Consider the following 21,860-nt stretch of genomic DNA (forward strand, 5'->3'; position numbering starts at 1 on the left):
ATCAACTTCCTCAGAGCGGTAGCTAAAGGGAATCTGCACAAGACGGCCATCATCCTCAGTGGCGATGAGGACCTCCACGCCCACTTCACCCTTATCAAGGTCAACTAGGCGATAGCTTCCCTGCAGGTTGATGGAGCCAGCCCAGGAACGGGCGACTTCTTCTTTTGATGGAACAACGGTGGTGTCATACATCTTGGCAATGCCACTCATGGCGGTTCTCTCCTCTATCAATAAGGTTTTCGACCCCAGACTACGCGGGAACGAAAATTCAGGCTGAGAAAAACCTCTATTTTTGTTGATATTTTCACTCTTGCTTCAGTTGTCCGGCGTGCGAACTAAGGTGGGGTTCATGGCCGAAAAGACTAATTCTAATAATTCCCATGAGCAGCAAGAGCTCCAGCAGGAGCAGCGTTTCCGTGATGAGTTCCAGGTCGGTGGTATTGACCGTGAGCTTTCCGAGGAGGAACAGCTTGAGCAGCTGTCCTCCTATTTTGATGCCCACTATCCCCTCCCAGACTTCACCCCACCGTGGGCAGGTGGCACGGGTGATCCGGACCCCGCTGACCGTTATGTCGCGCATCTCCCAGATCGCATCACCCATACTGCAATGTTGATGCTGGGTTCTGCGGTGGATCACTCCATGCCGGGGGTGGCATACCTGGGTGATGTGTCTGTGGAACCCGCCCCGGAGGTCGGCGGCGCTGTGTTCATCCCCTCTGACCCGAGTGGCCGGTGGGCGGTGTCCTTCCACAGTGGTGGTTGGTGGCGTGGTTCCGGCGATGCACTCGAGCTCCAGTGGCGTCCGGAGGTTGCGGCGGCGGCCGAGCTGTCCGGCACGACGATCCTGGACCTGGATTATCCACTCGCACCTTCCCACAGCATTGAACAGATGAATGAGGTGGTGGCCAACGCCGTCGGCTATGCACGCCACCGCAATGCCACATCCATCACGGGCTGGGGTTATTCCTCCGGTGCGGCATTGGCCGCGCTCAATGCCAAGCTTTTCGACGCCCTCCTCCTCACCTTCCCTGACCTGGACAGTGTGTCCGCACTGCCGGATGAGATCCGGGGCTCCGCGGAGATCTCATCAGCAGCATCCTGGCCGACCACCCTGGTGCAGATCGCTACCCGGGATGAAATCACCAGCCGACCGGAAGGGCTGGATGCCGTGGGGCAGGTGAAAATCAGGGATTATGTGTCCCAGCACCGCATCTCCACTCCGAAGATTGCCCGCGAGAGGATTCGGGATACTGCCGAATTCCTCAAGACCATCTAGGTGTACTTCCTCGGGAGGTTGGAAACGATATGAGCACATAAAGGGAACCTCCGGTAGGCAGGTGGGTAACAACACGCACACCAACTCCAGAGATTCCCAGTGCTACACCGTGACGCACCCATGGCCTATGGGATGCTCGGATATTCTCCCGTTTGAACAAATGTGTCATCAAAAAAAGTTAGCGATCTGTCGAGCAGTTACCTGCTCTGTTACTGATCGACGTTGATTCGCCCCTTGGGGTTTCTTTCGTAGATCACTGGCTATTGACCTTGAGGATCTGTTTCCCAGCATTCTGCGGCCCATTGCGTCTAAGTTTTATAAAAGCCCCGGAGCCGAATTACGATTATCTCCATATCTGGGCGATTCTCGGCAACATCTATCACGAGATCACACCAGTCATCATCGGTGATCAGGCGATCATCTACTCCCTATGCCCGTAGCAGTAATGAGCACAGCAATACTCCGAGCCGCTTATGTCCATCCAGAAGTGGATGATTGGCTTCGATGCTGTCTAACAGTGCTCCAGCTTTATTCCATACATCCGGGTAGAGGTCATTGCCGCCGAAGATGGCCCAAGGGAGCTCCAGGACAGAGGATAGTAGGCCCCAATCACGGGAATGGAACCCGTGTTCTTCCAGCCACGGACATAGAACTTCAAGCTGGAAGAGTAATCGTGGGTCACTCATGCGTCTTTGAGTCGATCCATCAGTGAGCTTCTACTAGAGAAGATTTCATCCAAGGCGTGAGTTGCAGACTGTCGTGCCTGGGTGCGTTCCCACTGCTGATGGATAAGTGCGGTGATTACTTGCTGCTTTGACCGTTCCTCGAAAGCTGCGAGGTCAGAAAGCTGCTGTGACTCTTCCGGAGTTAATCGGAGGTTGACAGCCATATCCAATGGCACCATTTCAGTACCACTGGGTAGAGTGCATCGAATCTCTCAGCATATGCATCACGCCCTCATGACGGCCTCTGCGGCACGGAAGGAATAGTTGCATAGGGATATCCATGCAGTGCCTGACGCTAATTTTCGGCCCCATGACCTCTGGGTTATAGATCTATGGGTACAACCTCAGTCATTTTCTGAGCGCACTTTTTCGTCCATAAATAGATCAGAAGCAGGCTCTACATCAGTTAAAGCAAATTCCTCCGGAGAAGCCTGGGGAGCAAGGTCCCTCCTGCCTACCGCCAGGGAAACCGTATATTACCTACGGCTTGTCACCCTTTTTCCTACCAGTAGACAACTCTATCCCTGTCTTCACGAAGCCGCGCTGAACTGTCCTAACCGACACTCTAAAGTGTTCTGCGGCCCATTGTGGCTGATGCCTTACGCTCAGCGCTGTTCGTAGGTCCTGAGGAAGCACTGCTGTATCCCTCACCTTGAGAGGTCATGACGTAACCACGGACTCGTCTGGCCATCGTCTGGCGATCCTGCATCGGCGGCAACGCATTCTTAGGCCCACCAGTACCCCACTCCTGGGAGACCGCATAGGTATCAATAATCACAGCATCCGTCATACACTTACCTGCTTGGCACAGACGGTGCCCAGTCTTCAGGGCATGGCGAAACGCTGTCTCGTCACGGGCTACCCTGCTCTCGCACACCCACAGCACCCGAACAACCGGGCTGAGGCGCTGCCGATGACATCCCTTCGATGATTTTATGTAATTCTTCTCCATCAATCCGGTGCTGCGGCATGCACACCTTCAGATACGTGCCCTGGGAGTAGGAAATACCTTCTGCCTCCCAGAACTGCCTGCATCGTTCAGCTACCTGGGATCCACCGTCGGCGCGGACAACACGCCACCAGTTACTCAAGTGTCCGTGTGCGGACATGATGCGGCCGACCTGTCTGGGGCCGGTGCCCACCGCCACAGCGACATCGCCGTAGGTGGCCACGCGGCCGCGCGGAATCAGGTCGGCACAGTCCAACACCATGGAGGTCAGTTCATCTAATTCCAGATCATCCATGGTGTTGCCTCACGCTGGTTGTTTAACTGTTCTGCTGGCGGAGCTGTTCCTCGAAGGCACTGAGGTCAATGTTCAGCAGGTCTTCGGCTTCGCTTGCTTCTTCCTCAACCGGCTCCTCAACATCACAGAGGGTGACGGTGGCTCCGGTGGAGTCAGAGATCAGGGCCATGCGTCCGAATTCAGAATCCCATGGTTCGCGGATGACATCTCCACCGAATTCCTTGGCCTTCTTTACTGCCTCATCAACGCTGAGAACGCCCAGGTAGGTCTGCCAGAAGCTGGGGACCTGGGGTGGGAACTGGCCCTGGGCGTCAAAAACACCGGCGAAGGCGGCGCCGTCGATAAGCGCGGTGGTGTAGCGGAAACCGCCCTCACCTTCTTCGCTGGAGATCTCCGAGGTCATCCAGTCAAAGAGCTCGCCGTAGAAATCAACAACCTCCGGATACTTGGTGACGGTGGTCAGTTCATGCCAGACCGGGGTGCCTGGTTCGCCTGCGGCCACGAAGGATTCCTCGCTGCCGGGTTCGATGACGCCGAAGAGTGCTCCAGCGGTGTCGACGGCCAGGACCATGCGTCCGAGGTGAACTTCGGTGGGCTCTGCAAGGATTCTTCCGCCAAGTTCCACCACCTTCTTGGCCACACCATCAAGGTCATAGCCCAGGAAGTAGGTGATCCATGTGTCCGGCATGCTGGATTCTTCTGGCTGGTCGATGAAACCTGCCACGGGGAGACCTTGCACGCGTGCCATGCGGTAGCCGGAATTCACTTCGCTGATCTCCCAGCCGAGGACATTTTCATAGAAGTGAGAGGACTTCGCAATGTCGGAGGTGGTTAGGTCGATCCAGTACGGCATTCCTGGCATGGCCTCAAAAGCTGGCATTACATATTCCTCCACTTTTCGGGATCAAAGCCATCGTCTGCGGTGGCTTCGTCAAAGTAATCGTCTTCATCATCTTCACCGGTGACAACCTGCGCGCAGGTGTCACCGATGCACACCACGTCACCGTTATGGAGTGTCCTGCCACGGCGATTGTCGACCTCACCGTTGACGGTGACATCACCATTGGCGATGGCATCCTTGGCTTCCCCGCCCGTGGAGACGAGGCTGGCCAACTTGATGAACTGGCCAAGTTTGATGGCCTCGTCCCTGATGTGCACTTCTTCGGGCTGCATGGTTTCCGAGTCTATCCATCTCTCCGGATGGGAGCTAACCCAGGATCATGTTGCTGATCCCCATAACGCCCTGCCAGACCATGAACATTCCAAGGGCTATGAAGATCACCCCCGTGGCCAGATCAATAACAGCACTGTTCCGGGTTATTTTCGCGGCAAAGCTCCGCACCAGAATCGCGAATCCGACAAACCACATCACACCGGTGAGAATGAGGAAGCTGGCAATGAAGACGGTCCACCCAGACCCCATGTCCGGCTTGATGAATTGAGCGAACACCGACCCGTAGAAGAGAACCGCCTTGGGATTGGCGAGGTTGGTCGCGATTCCGGAACGCAGGGCCTGCCAGATTCCTATGGATTTCCCACCCTCCAGTGCAGCCATGGCCTGGTCCACAGAGCGGGCTTCAGCGCTGGCTTCCTGGCGTTGTCGCTGAGACCACCAGGAACGCACAGCGCCGGATCCCATCCAGACGAGGTAGCCGCCGCCGATGAATTGGAGGATGTTGAGGAGGGTCGGCGTGGCAGAAAGCAGGGCCGACAACCCCAGGAGGCTGGCGGAGATCCAGATGGTGTTGCCCACCATGATGCCCAGGGCGGTCCAGATGCCATCGCTGCGGCTACGGGAGCCGAGTCTGATGATCTGGACCAGGTCGGGGCCTGGTGACACAATCGCTGCTATCCATACCAGCAGCAGGGCAAGGAGGGTTGCGGTAGTCATTTCAAATCACATCATATTGCCGCCTCATGTTCACGGCTCCTATTGCCTGCATCAAAGAAAATGCTGCGATGCACCCATTATGAGTGAAGCCAAACTTCTCAAGCTCCTGGGCCCACACCCCACGACCCGAAGCGAAGGTGGGAATTACGGGAATGGTAGAACTTCGCTGCGACGGGCCAGAACGCCTCCCAGGTCCCTCTCCAGGCCAGCCAACACCCGGGCGTCGTTGATCGTGGGCCCGCCCTTCCGACAATCCCGAAAGATCCCCGGATCATTCAGCAGCCCCTCCACGGCAACATCGTCAAAATTTGCCACATGTTTCACGTGAAACATGGCAAAAGCCTCCCCCAACCCCTCCGACCCCCAGGACCGAGCACCACCTCAGGCCCAGTTGAAAGACAACCAGGCATAAAACCTCGAAATGCCCCTCAACAGGGTCCGGTAGATTACCCCACCCCTCATCGAAATATCGCCGACTCGCCTCCCCGAGGGACACCCAGCAAGGTCAGACCTTTCCACCAAGGCAGGTGCTCAGATCCTCGGGGGCGCGGCGGGAACTTCAGGGACGTTATCATCAGTTGACATCATCATGTCCGCCCCATAAAAAGCACTCCGGACAATGCGCGGCTATCACACCCCCGGACATCACCCAGAGCCGAAAGAATGCATTACTTAAAGCCCTACCTGACGAATGGTGATATTAATCCTTCCCTCCGTCAGTCCGCAGCCTGAGGGCGCAGTGTGTCGCTCAATCTTCGGAACCCCATGGAAAGCCCGACGATGGGCACCTCCAAAGACAATGAGGTCCCCACTCAACAGTGGAATATCAACCCAGGGCCGATTGCGATTCTCAGTATTGCCCATGCGGAACATGCCAGTGTCCCCGATGGACAGGGAAATCACCGGAGCGGTGGATACCTCATTGATATCCTGATGCATCCCCATGGTGGAATCTGGGGCGTAGTAGTTCACCAGAGCGGCGTCAGCACGATACTTCCCCGACCACGCGGCAAGCGACGGACTCAACCCTGCCACCTCTTCCAATGCACAGGCTGCCAGGGTGTGGAAGGAATCTGGAATCGGCGGCACCCTGACGCCATCCACCTGGCGAACATAGCGGTAGGGATTGGTGGCCCAGTGCTGACCCAGGGAGAGCATATGCACGCTCATCTGGCCGCGGTGCAGCTGTGGGCGGACCATCGCCAGTGGGGTTCCCGCCACTGTCCTGGCAAGGTCACGCGCCTCTGTCACCAGTGCGGCCTGCTGCTCCAGAGGCAACCAATCAGGAAGGTGAACCACCCCACTGGTGACCTCACGGGGCGGGCGTGGAATGTGGCTGCCCGGAGTGTCGAAAAGCGTGGCCACTTTCTCACCTCTAAACGTGCACAATGGGGTCTCATGAACACATTCGACCCTACGCCATATGCAAATTTTGATCATATGAGCAGCGGAAAGTGGTATCTGGCAGTGTCAGAGGAACTGGGAGAGATCTCCGGCCGCGCCGCCGCACTATTTCATGAATACAACCAGATCGGCCCCACCGATCCGGAGCGTTCCCGTGAGATTCTCCACCAATGGCTGCATCCGGATAGTGGCGAGTGCACTATCAAGGCCCCGGCGATCATTGAATATGGCATCAACACCACCATCGCTGAGGATGTCTTCATCAATTTCGGGCTGACCATTCTGGATATCTGCCCGGTCACCATCGGTGCGCGGTCCATGCTGGGTCCGAATTGTCAGATTCTCACCGCCGGGCACCCCGTCAATGATCATGAGATGCGCCGCGGTGGGTGGGAGAACGGATCCCCTGTTCATATCGGCGAGGATGTGTGGCTCGGTGGTGGTGTGACCGTTGTCGGTGGTGTGAGCATCGGGGATCGCGCGGTGATTGGTGCAGGTGCTGTGGTGACCCGCGATATTCCTGCCGACAGCATCGCCGTGGGCAACCCGGCGCGGGTGATCAAGATGCGTGATGATCAGAAGCTGGAGCGGACAGAGCTGCCCGTAGGTGTTCCGGTGGAGGCTGTGGCTGCGCTCCGCGCCCAGGAAGACCATGGCCAGGAGACTCCTGCCCCGGAAGCCCGCACCTAGGCGGATCAAGATCCCCAGAGCTCCTGAGGGAACCACCCCTAGAAGAAATAATCTTCCCACAGGATGACATAGATGGGCACCAGGAAGAACGCCAGGACCAGGTTGACTGCTGCCATGGCTGGGCTGCGTCCAAGCAGGCCGAAGATTGCGCCGGCCAGTCCCAGGATGATGGGGCCAACCACCATGGGCAGGCCACTCATGCTACCGGGTGGGTAGCCGCGGAATTCCAGGAAGCAGAGGATGGTCAGCATACCGAAGGTTGCTGAGACGGATATTTCAAACCACCAGCGTGTGGCGCGTGCCGGTGTATTTGTTGATTTCCCGGCCAGGGAAAATGGCCAGGGCCGTCGTGGCTCCGACCTGCCGAAGATGAGGTTCATCAGCGTGGCGCCCCGGGTCATCCTGACCTTCCTGGTCGGGACGGGAGGGTGCGGGGATGAGACCGTCCAACGTTCCCGCGGTGCCGCGGCCCCTGATTGATGTGGATAATCATAGGTAGACCTCTGGGAAGGTGAATAGTCCGGAAATTCATGCCCCACGGCTTCACTGCTCCCCTCGTTCCATCAATAACCACTGACAACCATGTTCAGCAACTTATCTAACTTTACTCCTGCCCACACCACATGTTCAGCCAAGACTTAGTTAAATGCTTCACCCCATGAACCCCATGAATGACGGACAAGCAGTACATGACCCCAGAACCACAGACCTTTGATATCCAGTCCATCGCCGTAAACCTCCCTGCAGAAGCACTTTTATCCCCTCTGCACGCCACCCTCAGCCGCCAGGCACGCAATGGGGTGATCCAATCTCCACCAGGAACAGGAAAGACCACGGTCCTCCCACCGTTTCTGGCTAACCTCATCCGGGAGTGCCCAGATGTCTACCCGCAGCAGGGTCCGGTTCTGGTCACAGCTCCCCGTCGGGTGGCAGTACGCGCTGCCGCCCGGCGCCTGGCCCATCTTGATGGCAGCAGGCTGGGTGAGAAGGTGGGTTTCACTGTCCGCGGTGAGCACCATCAGGGAACCCACGTGCAATTTCTCACCCCGGGAGTGTTGATCCGCAGGTTGTTGGCTGATCCGGAGCTGGCAGGGGTCAGTGCGGTGATCATTGATGAGGTTCATGAGCGTCAGCTGGATACTGATCTCATCATCGGGATGCTCACTGAACTGAGTCAGTTGCGCGATGATTTCAGCCTCATTGCCATGTCCGCCACTCTTGATGCGGCGCATTTTGCCACGCTTCTCTCCGCCGAGGTGTTTGTGGCAGAGGCACCCCTTCATCCGCTTAATATCCGTTATCTGCCCGGTACCGCACCGCGGCTTGGGGCGAAGGGGGTGAACTGGGATTATCTTGATCATCTTGCACAGGTCACGGATGAAGCCGTCTCCCAACGGCAGGATTCAGCCCTGGTTTTCCTCCCGGGCGTCCGCGAAATCGACTACTTCAGCACTAAGCTCTCTGCACTCGGGCAGGGGGAGGTGTATCCCCTCCATGGGCGGCTGACCCCGGCTGAGCAGGATCGGGCGCTCGCCCGGAGTGACCGTCCGCGCATTGTGGTGTCCACACCGGTGGCGGAGAGTTCCCTGACCGTGCCGGGTGTGCGCATCGTGGTGGACTCCGGCTTGTCGCGTTCTCCCAGGCGCGATGCCGCCCGCGGCATGACGGGACTGGTGACCTCAAGTTGTGCGCAGTCCTCTGCGGAACAGCGTGCTGGTCGCGCTGGGCGTGAAGGACCAGGTGAGGTGATCCGTGGTTATTCACAGGAGGATTTCTCTCATTTCACACCTTTCACCACGCCGGAGATCCAGTCCGCGGATCTCACCCAGTCCACCTTGTGGTTGGCCTGTTGGGGTACCCCGGGTGGGGAGGGGCTCCCGCTGCTCACCCCACCACCGGCACCTGCCCTGCAGTCAGCAGAGGCAACACTGCGTGCCATCGGGGCCATTGATGACACCGGTGGTGCTACCGCTCTGGGCAAACGCTTATCAACGCTCCCTCTGTCCCCCCAGTTCGGTGTTTCCCTGCTGTCTCACGGCCCCCAGGCTGCTGAGGTTCTCGCGGTCATCGCCGGAGATCCCCGGGGCGATGTGGAAAAGCAGGTGCGCGCCTCCCAGGGCTCACGCTCATTTGGTCGGGAAGTCTCGCGGTTGCGTCGTCTCGCTCCTGAGGTCTCCCACAGGGCGACAGCTGGTCAGGTCATCGGCACGGCACTGCCTGGCCTCATCGCCCGACGGGAAAAAGATATGGAGTATCTCTTAGCCACCGGAACCCGTGCCACCCTGATGGATAAAGAGCTGGCCGGAGCACCCTGGTTGGCGATTGCTGATATCAGCCGTTCCGGATCCCGCGCAATCATCCGGGCAGCAGCCCGCATCACAGAAGACCATGCCCTGGAGATCATCGGGGTCACAGACCTCACCCGTGCCGCGGTCAGGGATGGGAAGGTACAGGCCCGCAAGATACGCGCAGCAGGTGCCATTGAACTCAGTGCCACACCCGCCAAACCCACTCCGGATGATGCAGCCGCGGCCCTCACCGAGGCCATCAGCAGGGAAGGGCTGGGATTATTCACCTTCTCTGACAAGGCCATGGCACTCTTGCACCGTCTCCAGTTCCTGTACGAACGGATCGGCGATCCCTGGCCGGATATCGCAGCCGCTGATGTCCATATGTGGCTGGGTCCGGAACTGGAGCAGATTGCCCGGGGAACACCCATCTCCCGGATTGACATGTTCACTGCCCTGCAGCGGCTGCTCCCCTGGCCGGAAGCCTCCACCATGGATGAGTTGGCACCCTCCCATCTCAGGGTCCCCAGTGGTAACCGCCACCGCCTGGACTATGCAGATGGCAGGCCGGTGGTCCGGGTGAAATTACAGGAATGTTTCGGCTTGGCGGCCTCCCCGGAATTTTGTCATTCACCCGTGCAATTCCACCTGCTCTCCCCTGCGGGACGCCCCCTGGCAGTCACCGATGACCTGGCCAGTTTTTGGTCTGGACCATATACACAGGTCAGGGCAGAGATGCGGGGACGTTATCCCCGCCATCCCTGGCCGGAAGACCCCTGGTCCGCACCAGCCACCGCCAGAACCAAGAACAGGATGTGAGGCTTAAGCCATCGGCGGTGAATCACAAAAAAGAGCCTGTCAGGCACACGGTGCATCTGGCAGGCTCAGGGGACAACAGTGAATTTTTTTTTAAGAGGCGGATAACTTCCGGCCGAGCCCCAGTACGGAATCAGCGGTCAGCACGGTGGAATCATCAGGGTGCTGATGCTCGCAGGTTTCAGCCTCGCAGAACTGGAAGGTTTCAGGAAGCTCATCGGCAATCTCTGAAGCAGCCACCGCAAGCCGGGGCAGATGGCGGGCGGGGGCGATCACATGAAGTTCATCAAGTCCAAGGATGCGTGTGGAGGAGGCAGCACCTGCGATGAGCGCAGCGAAATCCTCAGGATCTGTGTCTTCCTCCACCAGTACAGTCACCATGGTGGAGGCGGTGGAGAGATCGGTGATGATGCCGGTCTCGCCGGTCACCTCGGGGTGAGTGGGTAGGCCCGTACTAGAAGGCTCTTCGGAAGCCTCACTGGACCAACCGTCAAGTTGTGTCTTCGTCATAAAAACCAGTCTAGGAAGAGAAGCTGAACTAAACCAGCTAATGAGCCTAAAAATGGCTGAATTCTATACAGCTTTGTCTAGATGTTGTGATACTGCTGCCAGCCTAAATATGTGCACATGACGATGACCAGCGCTAACAGTGCATATCTGATGAGTTTTGTCCCGCCACCCAAAACCGTCCTCGCCCCCAATTGGGCACCAATGACATTAGACACAGCTAATACAATTGCCAGTTGCCACCACACATGCCCTCCGGATATGAAGATGACCAGGGCACCAATATTGGTGGAGGTGTTGACCACTTTCGCCATCGCCGCGGAGGTGAGAAAATTTTGGGATAACAATGCCGTGAACGCCATGATGAGAAACATGCCCGTTCCGGGTCCAAAGATTCCGTCATATCCGGCAATCAACCCCACGACGCCGATGGCTGCCCAGAGACGCCAACCCCGGGGCAGATCACTACTCTCCCCGGTGCCGAAACTCGGTTTGAAGGCCACGAAGATACCCACCACCAGCATCAGGGCGATGATCAGGGGCCGCATCAGCTGCTTGTCCAGGGCGCTGGCTGCCAGCGCCCCGGCACCTGAACACACCAGGGCAACCGGGATGTAGACCAGCAACAGCTGGGCTGGTGGACGTACCCGCCGAAACAAGGTGACCGCAGCGGAGGCGGTTCCGGTCACCGCCGCGACCTTATTCACCGCCAGCGCAGTGACCGGTGCGAGCTGGGGCATCACCGCCAGGATCAGCGGGATCAGCACCAGACCGCCCCCGCCGATGACAGCATCGATCCAACCGGCCAGGGCCGCACCGGCGATGAGGATGCCCCATCCGCTGGTGGCAAGCTCAATTCCCATGAATGCTGCCTCCTTCCTGAATGGTCTTGATTCAGATGACCTAAGCATAGACCTGGCATAGACCCCTCGGAGGTGATTAACCTGTAGTTATAGATGGTCTTAACGAAAGGATTTTCACATGAAATTCCCCACGACCAACAGCACCACTGACCAGCTTCCCACCCTGCTGGCAGCTCCCCTGGCACTGGCCCTTGCGTTAACCGGCTGCGCCTCCCCCAGCACGCCGTCCGCTGCCGTCCCATCAGATTTCCCGGTGTTCATCCAAGCCGCAACCAGTCCCCCGCCAGCGCTTGTCGACGACCACGGTGGCGTCGATACGCTCCCTGAGTACGGTCCCGGGCTATACAAACTTGATCTGGGCACCGGCACCGGACCGGAGGAAGACAAGGAACAGTTCCTCCTGTGCATGTTCTATGAAGCCCCCGGTGATGTGGCGATCTGTAAAGCCAGCATCCCGGTGCGGTGGAAGGAGCTGGATGGTCAGCACCAGCAGGCCAACCGGGTGCTCATCAACCAGGACGAGGACACCGGTGACCTAGATGTTCATGCTGACAGCGAGGACATGGCCACCACCCGCATCATTCCCACCGATATCACGGAGGAGGCGGTGATCGTAGGCATCCACATCCGGGTGGAAGACAATGAGGCATATTTCAGCACCGAACCAGACCAGCTCATCGGCAGTGTACTGATTACCCCGGATTCCTATGAGGTGCTCACGGAAACAAGTCCTGCAGCATCTCCAGCCGCCCCGGATGGTCCACGGGATCTCACACCACACGCTGCTAAAGTGAAAGCCACATAAATAGCTGGTTATTCACATAAGGAGACTGTGACCCCAAGGTGAGCGACATAGAAAACCCATCTTCCCGCCGGGCTACAGTTTTAAGGTGGGCGATCGTCGCACCTCTGTCACTCGCACTGGGTTGGCTATTCACCATATGGAATGTCCCTGCCGCCTGGATCCTGGCGGCCATCGTGGTCGCCGGTGCCTGCGCCCTGATCACCAGTGAGGATCTGCCACTCGCCCGCGGAATGCATATCTTCGGACGTTCCATCATCGCGGTGCTTGCTGCCCTGCCCCTGGTCAGTGCCCCAGCACGCGAACTCCTGCAGTACCTGGCCCCAGGCATCGTGATCTCCTTCTTCACCGTTGCTGTCGGTGTGGCTGGTGGCATCCTCCTGGCCCGCTCCAGAAAGGAGATCTCTGCTGAGACCGGGGTGCTGTCGATGCTGGCGGGGGGTGCCTCAGTGATGCCGGTGCTGGCCAGGGACCTGGGTGCTGATTTCCGCTATGTCACACTGAGTCAATATCTGCGACTGTTGGTGGTGTCGGTGACCCTTCCCCTGGTCACCCACTTCTTTACACCTGACAAGGTGACCACCGCCACCCGATCACAGAGCCCGGTGGAGGTATTCGGTTTAGAGGAGTTCGGGACCTCCACCACCATCCTGTCCCTGGTGACATTGGCCGTGATCGTGCTGGCCGGTGAACCCCTGGGCAGGCTGTTGCATCTCCCCGCCCCGGCGGTCCTGGGACCCCTGTTATTCACAGTCGCCCTGAGCACAGTGCTGCCTGATGATCTCAACTTAGATCCGCCCACGCTATTCAAGATCCTGGCATTCATGTCTATTGGGTGGATGTGTGGTGGCGGATTGAACATGGCGGCACTCAAGCTGTTCTCCCGGCAGCTGCCCGCCACGTTCCTCTTCATATTCGCACTCCTGGCAGTGTGCGCGATGGCTGCAGGACTGTTGACCTTCTGGCTGGACATCAGTTATTTCGAGGCTTATCTGGCCACCAGTCCGGGCGCCCTGGAAACAGTCCTGGCCCTGTCCGCTGAAGGGGAAGCAGGACCTGTGGTGGTGACCATCCAAATCATCCGTCTGCTCGCGATTCTCGCCATCGCCGGCTGGCTACCCACCATCCTGCGCCTGATCTTGCGGAGGAAATAGCAGCGCACAGAGCACAAAAAGGGGGGTCCCGGCCCCCAGACATGATGTCTGAGCCAAGAAACCCCCCTTCCATGGTCCAACTGTTTAATCCAGGATCTGGTCCCGCAGGATGGACATCGGGATGCTGCCATAGGCCAATGCCTGGCTGTGGAAATCAGCCAGGGTCATGCCCTGTGCAGTGGCATCCTCGCGAAGCTGCAGCCAGAGACGCTGACCAATGGAGTAGGCAGCGGCCTGTCCCGGCCAACCAAGATAACGATTGAGCTCAAAGGAGAGACTGGCTTCATTCATGGAGGTGTTCTCACGCAGGAAGCTACGGGCATAGGAGGCATCCCAGACACCGGTGTTCTCTGGATTCTTCTTACCCAGGTGGATGCCGATGTCAATGGCCACGCGTGCCGCACGCAGGCGCTGCGCATCCAGGTAACCCATGCGGTTGCCCGGATCCTCGTGATAGCCAAGTTCCTTCATCAAGCTTTCGGCATAAAGTGCCCAGCCTTCACCATGACCGGAGTTCCAGGCCACCACACGACGCCACAGGTTCAGGTTGGTGGATTCCGCCAGAGCCTGGGAAATCTGCAGGTGATGGCCAGGGACACCCTCGTGGAACACGGTGGTGAGCTCCTGCCAGGTGTGGAAGATTTCCTGCTTCTTCGGCACAGACCACCACATGCGTCCCGGACGGGAGAAATCATCACTTGGTGGGGTGTAGAAGATGCCACCGGTGCCGGCCGGATCGATGAGACATTCAATGGTGTTGGCCTGCTCAGGGATCTGGAAGTACTTGCCGTTGAGGTCCTTGATGGCCTTATCGGCGATGTCCTGCATCCATTCCTGCAGGGCATCGGTACCGCGGATGAGGTAACGCTCATCGGCGTTGAGCTTCTTCAAGGATTCCTTGACGGTGGTACCAGCGCCATAAAGGGTGGTAGCCAACTGCTGCTGTTCAGCGTCAATCTCACGAAGCTGCTCCAGGGACCAGCGGTAAGCCTCATCCAGGTCCACAAATTCGCCGACATGGAGGTGGGAGAACTGCTCATAGCGGTCACGGCCCACAGCATCCTCATGGGGTGCATGTGGTGCCAGCTGCTCGCCGAGCCAGGCACCAACACGGGCGAAGGCCTCCTGGGCTTCCTCCACCACCGGGTCCGCCTCAGACAGGCCGAGGTTTTCCAGAACGGAGTCAGGTTCAGCCAGGTCCTCACACTGGGAGATGACCTCCTCAATCTGACGGATGGCTGCCACACGGCCCTGGCTGGCGGATTCCGCCAGTGATTCGCAGTAGCCGTGAAGAGAGTCCGGAACACGGGAAAGGCGTTCGCGGATATTTTCCAAGTCTTCATCTGACTCATTGGGCATGATCAGGAAGGTGTCGCGGATGGTCTGCACCGGGGACTCAATGTTGTTGAGCAGGCGCAGAGTCTCGCCCTGGTGGTGCAGTGCCAGGTCGAGGCAGACGCGGTCACGGAGAACTTCAGCGGTGACGCGGTCGACGTCATCAAAGTCTTCGTCGTCGTCATTGTCGTCGGTGCCGTCGTCGAAAGCATCGACGTCAGCAACCATGTCGCGGTTTCGCTCCGCGACGGCATTCCAATAATCGGGTGAAAAATCCTGAAGCTCACCCTCGAAGCCGGGGATGCCCCAGGCGGTCGCGTCGGTAGGCGATAGTGCCGCCAGTTCATGGACATAGACCTCACAAGAGGCGTCCAGTAGTGAAGGAGAACGTTGTACAGAACTCTCAAGAGTCATAAGTGGCTATCGTAGCCACTTCACGCTCTTAATCCCACCTGGGATGACCCGGTTGTTGCGAATTTGCAATATACAGCCCTGCATTCAGCTCGACAGACTTGAAGGGAGACCACGGAGGAGCTCGCAGAAGACCATAAATCCGTCCCACCTGAAGGCTTTTTCTTTGACCATCACGTGTTGCAGGCTCTACCCTTAACCGCATTATTTAGATACTTCCCTACATCAGTTCTCACAGCCCCCAGCTGATTCACTCCCCTGAAGGATGCCCCTCCATGCTCCGCACCATTCTCGGCAGCAAGATCCACCGCGCCACCGTCACCCAGGCTGACCTTGATTATGTCGGTTCCATCACCATCGATGCCGACCTGGTCAACGCCGCCGGCCTCATTGAGGGTGAAAAAGTCTCCGTTGTAGACATCACCAACGGAGCCCGCCTGGACACCTATGTCATCACCGGCGATGCCGGAACAGGCAGCATCTGCATCAACGGTGCGGCCGCCCACCTGATCAACCCAGGCGATCTGGTGATCATCATGAGCTACCTGCAGGCCACTGATGCCGAGGCCAATGCCTATGAGCCGAGCATCGTCCACGTGGACGCAGACAACCGCATCCTTGCCCTGGGCAACGATGCCGGCGAACCCATCCCGGGCTCTCGTCTGCTCAGCTCACGCTCGCTTTAAGAAAGCTTGTCGACGCTCCCCCGCGTCTGACCGTCCATATCCATGATGTACATCCGCCCACCGTCATCCTCCACGGTGGCGGTGTGCAACTGACTCAACCAGTCATCTACGCCTTCGCAATACATCTCTGTCTTGCCCACACCGCCAAAGATCAGCTGAGTGCCTGCTGCCGACCTCTCTGCTGACCAGGTGCCGAAGAAGCTGTTGCAGCCGTCATTGCCATTGAGTGAGCCGTCCGCCTCCAAGGTGAGGTGAGCACCTTCAGGGACTGCTGTCTCCCAGGTGCCCTGCACATCAACCGGAGCAGGTAGTGGCGCAGAATCTGATGCTGAGCCGCACCCGGCCAGTGCTGCTGTCCCCATGATCACACCGGAGATGGTTTTCATGACAGCCAGTTCATCGTGCTTAGAACAGCTCCATCAGTCCGCGGACCAGGACCACGGTGGCACCAGCGGCAGCGAGGATGGTGGCCAGACGCTTGGCCATCGGGGTCGAGATCTTCGCGTTGATACGCTCACCGAACCAAGCACCGACAAAGATCATGGCCACGGCACTGATCCACAGCCACGCTGGTGCGCCACCAAAGTCCAGACCACCGATGAGGATCACCTTGAGCAGGAAGGACACGGTGTTGGCCACCAGCAGAATCGGGTGGAGGGTGGCCACAAAATCACGGTAGTCCCACCGGGACAGGCGGGCATAAATGGTCAGGGCAGGCCCTGCGATACCGGCGACGGTGGACATGAAACCACCGATGACGCCAAACAGGATCATCGGGGCTTTCGCATGCTCATTGATGCGGAACTTCTCCGTGGGAAACAGGGAGATGCTCAGGGCCAGCAACACCAGGGCACCCACCGCGATGAGCAGCCAGGGACCATTGAGCAGGTGCACGACCAACACAGCCGGCAGTGAACCGATGACAAGAGCACCGGCCAAGATCCGGAAGCGTTTCCAGTCGGTACGTTTACGTACTGCCCAGGCATTGTTGACGGCATTGATGATCGACAGTCCATTGACCATCGTGATACCGGCAAGGGGGCCGAGCAGGGCGGTGAGGACAGGACCTGCGACAAGGCCGACACCCAGGCCGGTGATGCGCTGCAGGATAGCACCGATGAGGACGGAGGCAAGAAGAATCGTGGCGATGGTTAACACGATGAATCAGAATAGGACTTTTAACGTGCAAAGGCACAACCCCACCGGGGGAAGCTAACCCCACTTGAGAAGGCTCAGTGGGTGTCGAAAAGTGCTCGGAGATCATCTGCGGTAAGTCCCGCAGCGGCAGTGCCGGTGCCGGTGGTGAGGGCGTGGAAAAGCGCTGCTTTTCGTTTTTGCAATTGCAGAACCTTCTCCTCAATGGTTCCCTCAGAGACCATGCGGTAAACCATCACATTGTTGCGCTGGCCGATGCGGTGGGCTCGATCAATGGCCTGTTTTTCAGCTGCTGGATTCCACCAGGGATCAAGCAGAAAAACATAATCAGCTTCAGTGAGGGTGAGTCCAAAGCCTCCTGCTTTAAGCGAGATAAGGAACACTGAAGCGCCTTCTTCACGGAATCTCTTGATGGCATCAGAGCGGTCCCGGGTGGCACCATCAAGGTAAGAGAAGCTGATTCCAGCACCATCAAGGCGCTCAGCAACCCTCCCTAAAAATGATGTGAACTGGGAGAACACAATAACCTGATGGTTTTTAGCCCCCACAATGATCTCGAGTCGCTCCAAGAGATCCTCCAGTTTCGTGGATGGAATTGCCGCATTATCCTCATCAACAATCTGGGGATCCAGCGCCAGCATCCGCAACAGCGTCAGCGAGCGAAAGATGGTCATGCGGTTGCTATCAAGATCCTGATCAAGCAGTTTGAGAACTTTTTTACGTTCGCGTTGCAGGACGGCGTCATAAAGCTTTCGGTGAGCAGGCTGCAGGGGCAGCACCACGGTGTTCTCAATTTTATCCGGCAGGTCAGTCGCCACCTGCTCCTTGGCACGGCGCAACATAAAAGGAGCTATTCGACGCCGCAGTTGGCGCATCCTTTCAGCAGCCAGCTCAGCACTGGGATCCGCTTCGATCGGCGTGATGAACTGTGCCTTGAACTCCTTGAAATGCGGGAACAAACCCGGCGCGGTGAGTGCGCACAGGGACCAGAGGTCAGATAGTGAATTTTCCATGGGGGTGCCGGTGATAGCCAGACGGAATTGTGCCTGCTGTGCGATGCCAAGAATCGCACGGAAGGTACGGGTGGTGTGGTTTTTCACAAACTGTGCCTCATCCACAATGAGCCCCTGCCAAGAAGAGCTCGCAAAAATTTGCTCATCAATGCGGGCGATGGCATAGGAAGTGATCACGATGTCAGCATCACTTGGCACTGGGGTCTTTCTTTTGGCTGCGGTTTTATCCAACACCACAACTTTAAGATCCGGCAGAAACCGTGCAGCCTCATCCCGCCAGACCGATACAACTGAAGAAGGTGCCACCACCAAGAACCCACTGTTTTCCCTGTGCTCCTTGCGGGCATGCGCCATCAGGGCAAGGGTTTGAATGGTTTTACCCAAGCCCATATCATCAGCCAGCACTCCCCCAAGACCCAGATCATGCAGCAGCGCCAACCAGCGGAAGCCGTCTTCCTGATAGGGACGCAGTGTGGCTTGCAGAGACTCCGGGACCTCTGCCTTCGGAAGTTCAGTGAGCGTGGATAGTTCCTGTACCGTCTGCATCCATGATTCCAGCGCCGCATCAGGAACCCAGTCATCAGCGAGTTCCTGCAGATCATTAAAAAGTCCAGAGTTACTGCGGTGTACACGCTGACTCTTCGAAGTCCACTCCTCTATATCCTGTGCTTCCTTGAGCAACTCACGAAGACGCACAAAAGCTGGATGATCCAGAGAAAAATAGCTGCCATCAGCCAGCAACACAAAATCTTCATCGCGGGCAAGAGCCACAAACACATCAGTGAAGGGCACTTTCACATCATCGATGGCGATATCGAAATTCAGATCAAACCAGTCATTGTCTTCTTGCTCCGTGGAAATGCTGACAAAAGGTTCACCATGAAGCTCCTGATAAGCTGGCCGGTCATTTTCAAAGATGACATCCACGTACTCCAATGCGTGAAGCTGATCAAGCACGTGTTCTGCAATACGAAGGGCTTCAGCACCAAAGAAATGCTGCACACTTTCTGCGGTGGCATCCGGAAAGATCTCCTGCACCTGTGCCACCACGAACTGTTGATGCTCAATCGGATTACCGAACTTTGTCCTGCGCCACTGCCATGCCAGGTGGAGGGAATCTCCACGTTTTTCTTTGCTCCCTGGCTCTGTGAAACGCACGGATAGTTCAAGAATAGATTTTTGCACCTCAGGGAGTTCCGCGGACTTATCCGAGGAGATCACCGCAGTATTATTGTGCAAAACAGGGTAGAAATTATCGAAGAATTCTTGTTCTTCTGCTCTCGGGACCCGGATGGAGTCAGCGTCCTGCAACACATTCATGGTTGTTCGCGTCAACGCTTTATTCAGCGGAATAAGCTGCACATCCATAAGTTTCTTAGCGGTTGTTGATACATCTTCGGCCACCACCACTGCGGAATATCCCAAAGGGCGGGGTACCTCCATGACGGAACCCTTCCACATGACCCGTGGAGTCAGCAGCAATTCCTTTTCTGGCCTGCTGAGATCCATGAGGTACTCAGCTGGCTCAGCAATCTCTACCTGATTGACCTGCCCCTGCCCGATCAAAGGCAACCCTGCATCAACAGCACGGCGGAGCAACTCCCAGAACTCCACACTATTCCAATAGAAGGTATCCATCTCCAGCTGATTGTGCATGCTGCGAATAGTCCCAGAATGTAATGCACATAACTGACTCAGCAACAGAAACTGTTCTTTATTAATTCCTGAGCTGGGGGAATATAGATGTTCAAAAGTAGCCCAACTGATTTGCCCTTTGACCCAATTCCCTGCAACAGATTTTCTTAAAGGCCGCAGCTTCGCGATAAACCCTGTGCCATCCGCCAAATCCGCCACATCAACCTGTTGTTCTTCGGGAAGTGCAAAATGACGATTATAAGCTTGCCGTGGCACACGAAGATCCACGCTCAAGGCAATGGGGACCGGTGTGATGGATTCTGTGGCCTCTTCCTCCACAAGCTTTTCCAGAGCCATCCGCCAATCCGGCTCGCGGGACCGGCTCCCCCCTCCATTCGTGAGGGGTACTTGTCGTGGACGAGGAAAAATAACACCGGGAGATCCTGATGATTCCGCCATTTTGATAGCCTCAAAACACAAGGCCACTGCGTGCTTGCAATTGAATCCCACAGGGCAGGTGCACCGACTACCATCTACCCGCCATGGCAGCGCCGCATGCGGTGAGCGCAGTTCCACTACTACCCGATAAGGTTCGTGCGCATTGCCTGCCACCATGCCGGTGAGTTCCTTGTTTTGTTCTGCCCACTGGATTTTTAATACCATTCCCTGCACCTGGTACCGTTTTCCTCGACCGACGGTGGAACCCCCAAAACGCTCCTTAATCGACGTTTCAGAAATCAACGGGTAATTGCTTGCCATGTGTTAAGAACAATCTTTCATCAGGTTCGAGGGCTATTGCCCCAGGATAGTTCCTCATGCCACAGCTTTAACGCCGGTAATCAATTTCTCCCCCCCCGGGGAAGGGTTGTGGATTGTGTAGTACCCAGGCGGTGGCCAATCGGGGCAGTGCATCCACTGAATCATCTGCAGGGGTACCGCCACGGACATCCGTGATGGCCTTCTCCAGCTCCGCGCGCCCCTTGGGCCCCAGAGTTACCCCTCTGTTCCGTGATGTCCAGCAGTGCCGAAGCCATGCGCTGGAAATCAGCATCCCAGTTGATGCCGCCATTACCGTGAAATTCATTGGCCACCCGGCCAGCAATGCGGATCGCCTCACCCTGCAGGGTCAGTGCCTTAGCCGCCGCCGGCACCAGGAAGTCCCAGGCGTGGGTGAAACACTCACCCCAGGTGTCCCCCTCGAACTCAATCGGTGTGGATCCGTCATGGCGGATCGGTTCCGTGGCGCGCTGATCTGTGGGAATGTCGAAGGTGTCATAGAGGAAAACCATTCCTGCCGTGGCCTGCTCCACGGAATCCTCATCATAGACTTCACGGATCTCCGCAAAGCGCCTTCCCAGATTGCTGATGAGGCGACGTGCTTCCTCCCATTCCTCACAGGTAAAGGGATTATGGTCCAGGAGACGGACCAGCTCTGCGATCTCAGAAAGCTGACCGGTGTTTCCTCTGCGCAGGACACGCATCAAGGGGGCTTCTCCCTCGTTATTGCGCAGATAGGGATCAGCTCCAGCAGCAATCAGGGTACGGAGATTCTCCACGAAGAACACCGCCGTATAGGCTACATTCTCCCCCGTCCATTCACCGCCTGGACATCGGCACCGCGATCCAGGAGGAAACCCATGTCGGCCTCCCTCATGGAGGCATGGGAGTGCAGCGGGGTGTTGCCCTCCGCATCCTGGACGTTGACGTCTGCCCCCTGCTCCAGCAGCCAAATCTTCAACTCGGTGGGCACACTGGTGTGATGGAGCACCGTGCGACCATAACGGTTCGTGGCTTCCAGGGAACGTCCCTCGAAGGCCTTCTTCATGGCCTCCACATCACCGCTGTCCACCAGTTTCTGGAAATTCCTGGGTAGTACTGTCTTCAACTTCTTAGCCATGATCAGGGGGATGCTCCTTTTTAATTTTTATAGTTGTAACATTAATTGTTGGTGGATTAGTAAATAAA

General features: G+C 57.3%; 26 protein-coding genes and 1 pseudogene. 7 read left to right on the forward strand and 20 right to left on the reverse strand.

Annotated elements, in window-relative coordinates:
* Positions 1-210: pseudogene (locus Q0M74_RS05660) on the reverse strand (hypothetical protein); the annotation flags it as partial.
* Positions 211-349: 139 nt separating this feature from the next.
* On the opposite strand from Q0M74_RS05660, the gene Q0M74_RS05665 reads away from it, so the two are divergent.
* Both Q0M74_RS05665 and Q0M74_RS05670 read left to right on the forward strand, forming a co-directional pair.
* A complete protein-coding gene (locus Q0M74_RS05665; RefSeq protein WP_293952315.1) occupies positions 350-1,276 on the forward strand; it encodes an alpha/beta hydrolase fold domain-containing protein in 927 nt (308 codons plus the stop codon).
* A 302-nt stretch (positions 1,277-1,578) separates the two neighbouring features.
* The gene (locus Q0M74_RS05670; RefSeq protein ID WP_293952317.1) at positions 1,579-1,716 is read left to right on the forward strand and encodes a hypothetical protein; all 138 of its coding nucleotides are present in this window, start codon (positions 1,579-1,581) and stop codon (positions 1,714-1,716) included.
* On the opposite strand, the gene Q0M74_RS13880 is transcribed toward Q0M74_RS05670, so the two are convergent.
* The 10 genes from Q0M74_RS13880 to Q0M74_RS05710 all read right to left on the reverse strand — a co-directional run bounded on the left by Q0M74_RS13880 (position 1,705) and on the right by Q0M74_RS05710 (position 6,501).
* The gene (locus Q0M74_RS13880; RefSeq protein WP_366087893.1) at positions 1,705-1,962 is read right to left on the reverse strand and encodes a Fic family protein; all 258 of its coding nucleotides are present in this window, start codon (positions 1,960-1,962) and stop codon (positions 1,705-1,707) included. The genes Q0M74_RS05670 and Q0M74_RS13880 overlap by 12 nt on opposite strands.
* Positions 1,959-2,165: a hypothetical protein gene (locus tag Q0M74_RS05675; RefSeq protein WP_293952319.1), complete on the reverse strand. Its 207-nt coding sequence runs from the start codon at positions 2,163-2,165 to the stop codon at positions 1,959-1,961. Before Q0M74_RS05675 ends, Q0M74_RS13880 begins: the two co-directional genes overlap by 4 nt.
* Before the next feature lie 401 nt (positions 2,166-2,566).
* Complete coding sequence (locus Q0M74_RS05680) at positions 2,567-2,791, reverse strand: hypothetical protein (RefSeq protein ID WP_293952320.1); 225 nt, start codon at positions 2,789-2,791, stop codon at positions 2,567-2,569.
* A 61-nt stretch (positions 2,792-2,852) separates the two neighbouring features.
* Complete coding sequence (locus Q0M74_RS05685; protein WP_293952322.1) at positions 2,853-3,245, reverse strand: MGMT family protein; 393 nt, start codon at positions 3,243-3,245, stop codon at positions 2,853-2,855.
* A gap of 22 nt (positions 3,246-3,267) precedes the next feature.
* The gene (locus tag Q0M74_RS05690) at positions 3,268-4,125 is read right to left on the reverse strand and encodes a VOC family protein (RefSeq protein WP_293952324.1); all 858 of its coding nucleotides are present in this window, start codon (positions 4,123-4,125) and stop codon (positions 3,268-3,270) included.
* On the reverse strand, positions 4,125-4,418 hold the full coding sequence (locus Q0M74_RS05695) for an RNA-binding S4 domain-containing protein (RefSeq protein WP_293952326.1): 294 nt from the start codon (positions 4,416-4,418) through the stop codon (positions 4,125-4,127). Before Q0M74_RS05695 ends, Q0M74_RS05690 begins: the two co-directional genes overlap by 1 nt.
* A 34-nt stretch (positions 4,419-4,452) precedes the next feature.
* A complete protein-coding gene (locus tag Q0M74_RS05700; protein WP_293952328.1) occupies positions 4,453-5,136 on the reverse strand; it encodes a LysE family translocator in 684 nt (227 codons plus the stop codon).
* Between the two features lie 144 nt (positions 5,137-5,280).
* Positions 5,281-5,487: a DNA-3-methyladenine glycosylase I gene (locus Q0M74_RS05705; RefSeq protein WP_293952330.1), complete on the reverse strand. Its 207-nt coding sequence runs from the start codon at positions 5,485-5,487 to the stop codon at positions 5,281-5,283.
* Complete coding sequence (locus tag Q0M74_RS13885) at positions 5,438-5,632, reverse strand: DNA-3-methyladenine glycosylase I (protein WP_366087897.1); 195 nt, start codon at positions 5,630-5,632, stop codon at positions 5,438-5,440. Before Q0M74_RS13885 ends, Q0M74_RS05705 begins: the two co-directional genes overlap by 50 nt.
* 176 nt (positions 5,633-5,808) lie before the next feature.
* Positions 5,809-6,501 carry an alpha-ketoglutarate-dependent dioxygenase AlkB gene (locus Q0M74_RS05710; protein WP_293952332.1) on the reverse strand — a complete coding sequence of 231 codons (693 nt, stop codon included), beginning with the start codon at positions 6,499-6,501 and terminating at the stop codon, positions 5,809-5,811.
* A gap of 75 nt (positions 6,502-6,576) precedes the next feature.
* On the opposite strand from Q0M74_RS05710, the gene Q0M74_RS05715 reads away from it, so the two are divergent.
* Positions 6,577-7,230 carry a sugar O-acetyltransferase gene (locus Q0M74_RS05715; RefSeq protein ID WP_293952334.1) on the forward strand — a complete coding sequence of 218 codons (654 nt, stop codon included), beginning with the start codon at positions 6,577-6,579 and terminating at the stop codon, positions 7,228-7,230.
* Positions 7,231-7,268: 38 nt separating this feature from the next.
* On the opposite strand, the gene Q0M74_RS05720 is transcribed toward Q0M74_RS05715, so the two are convergent.
* The gene (locus tag Q0M74_RS05720) at positions 7,269-7,631 is read right to left on the reverse strand and encodes a hypothetical protein (protein ID WP_293952336.1); all 363 of its coding nucleotides are present in this window, start codon (positions 7,629-7,631) and stop codon (positions 7,269-7,271) included.
* Between the two features lie 288 nt (positions 7,632-7,919).
* On the opposite strand from Q0M74_RS05720, the gene hrpB reads away from it, so the two are divergent.
* Positions 7,920-10,337 (forward strand): ATP-dependent helicase HrpB, encoded by a 2,418-nt coding sequence (gene hrpB, locus Q0M74_RS05725; RefSeq protein ID WP_293952361.1) that lies wholly within the window; start codon positions 7,920-7,922, stop codon positions 10,335-10,337.
* Positions 10,338-10,427: 90 nt separating this feature from the next.
* On the opposite strand, the gene Q0M74_RS05730 is transcribed toward hrpB, so the two are convergent.
* Both Q0M74_RS05730 and Q0M74_RS05735 read right to left on the reverse strand, forming a co-directional pair.
* Positions 10,428-10,844, reverse strand: a complete 417-nt coding sequence (locus Q0M74_RS05730) for a hypothetical protein (protein ID WP_293952338.1) — start codon at positions 10,842-10,844, stop codon at positions 10,428-10,430.
* Positions 10,845-10,921: 77 nt separating this feature from the next.
* The gene (locus Q0M74_RS05735) at positions 10,922-11,704 is read right to left on the reverse strand and encodes a TSUP family transporter (protein ID WP_293952340.1); all 783 of its coding nucleotides are present in this window, start codon (positions 11,702-11,704) and stop codon (positions 10,922-10,924) included.
* A gap of 118 nt (positions 11,705-11,822) precedes the next feature.
* On the opposite strand from Q0M74_RS05735, the gene Q0M74_RS05740 reads away from it, so the two are divergent.
* On the forward strand, positions 11,823-12,509 hold the full coding sequence (locus Q0M74_RS05740; protein WP_293952342.1) for a hypothetical protein: 687 nt from the start codon (positions 11,823-11,825) through the stop codon (positions 12,507-12,509).
* A 38-nt stretch (positions 12,510-12,547) separates the two neighbouring features.
* Positions 12,548-13,660 carry an AbrB family transcriptional regulator gene (locus tag Q0M74_RS05745; protein WP_293952344.1) on the forward strand — a complete coding sequence of 371 codons (1,113 nt, stop codon included), beginning with the start codon at positions 12,548-12,550 and terminating at the stop codon, positions 13,658-13,660.
* A gap of 84 nt (positions 13,661-13,744) precedes the next feature.
* On the opposite strand, the gene Q0M74_RS05750 is transcribed toward Q0M74_RS05745, so the two are convergent.
* Positions 13,745-15,409 (reverse strand): DUF885 domain-containing protein, encoded by a 1,665-nt coding sequence (locus Q0M74_RS05750; protein WP_293952346.1) that lies wholly within the window; start codon positions 15,407-15,409, stop codon positions 13,745-13,747.
* Between the two features lie 272 nt (positions 15,410-15,681).
* On the opposite strand from Q0M74_RS05750, the gene panD reads away from it, so the two are divergent.
* Complete coding sequence (gene panD / locus Q0M74_RS05755; protein ID WP_293952348.1) at positions 15,682-16,092, forward strand: aspartate 1-decarboxylase; 411 nt, start codon at positions 15,682-15,684, stop codon at positions 16,090-16,092.
* Here panD and Q0M74_RS05760 read toward each other — a convergent pair.
* From Q0M74_RS05760 to Q0M74_RS05780, 5 genes are all read right to left on the reverse strand, one after another.
* Positions 16,089-16,478 (reverse strand): META domain-containing protein, encoded by a 390-nt coding sequence (locus Q0M74_RS05760; RefSeq protein WP_293952350.1) that lies wholly within the window; start codon positions 16,476-16,478, stop codon positions 16,089-16,091. The two genes, panD and Q0M74_RS05760, sit on opposite strands and share 4 nt — an antisense overlap.
* A 19-nt stretch (positions 16,479-16,497) precedes the next feature.
* A complete protein-coding gene (locus Q0M74_RS05765) occupies positions 16,498-17,250 on the reverse strand; it encodes a sulfite exporter TauE/SafE family protein (RefSeq protein ID WP_293952352.1) in 753 nt (250 codons plus the stop codon).
* A gap of 74 nt (positions 17,251-17,324) precedes the next feature.
* Positions 17,325-20,654: a DEAD/DEAH box helicase gene (locus Q0M74_RS05770; protein ID WP_293952354.1), complete on the reverse strand. Its 3,330-nt coding sequence runs from the start codon at positions 20,652-20,654 to the stop codon at positions 17,325-17,327.
* A 161-nt stretch (positions 20,655-20,815) separates the two neighbouring features.
* Positions 20,816-21,460, reverse strand: coding sequence for an ankyrin repeat domain-containing protein (locus Q0M74_RS05775; RefSeq protein ID WP_293952356.1), 645 nt, complete (start codon positions 21,458-21,460; stop codon positions 20,816-20,818).
* Between the two features lie 11 nt (positions 21,461-21,471).
* The gene (locus Q0M74_RS05780) at positions 21,472-21,792 is read right to left on the reverse strand and encodes an ankyrin repeat domain-containing protein (RefSeq protein WP_293952359.1); all 321 of its coding nucleotides are present in this window, start codon (positions 21,790-21,792) and stop codon (positions 21,472-21,474) included.
* Positions 21,793-21,860 lie beyond the last annotated feature (68 nt).

The organism is uncultured Corynebacterium sp., from assembly GCF_945649885.1.
Lineage (GTDB): Bacteria > Actinomycetota > Actinomycetes > Mycobacteriales > Mycobacteriaceae > Corynebacterium.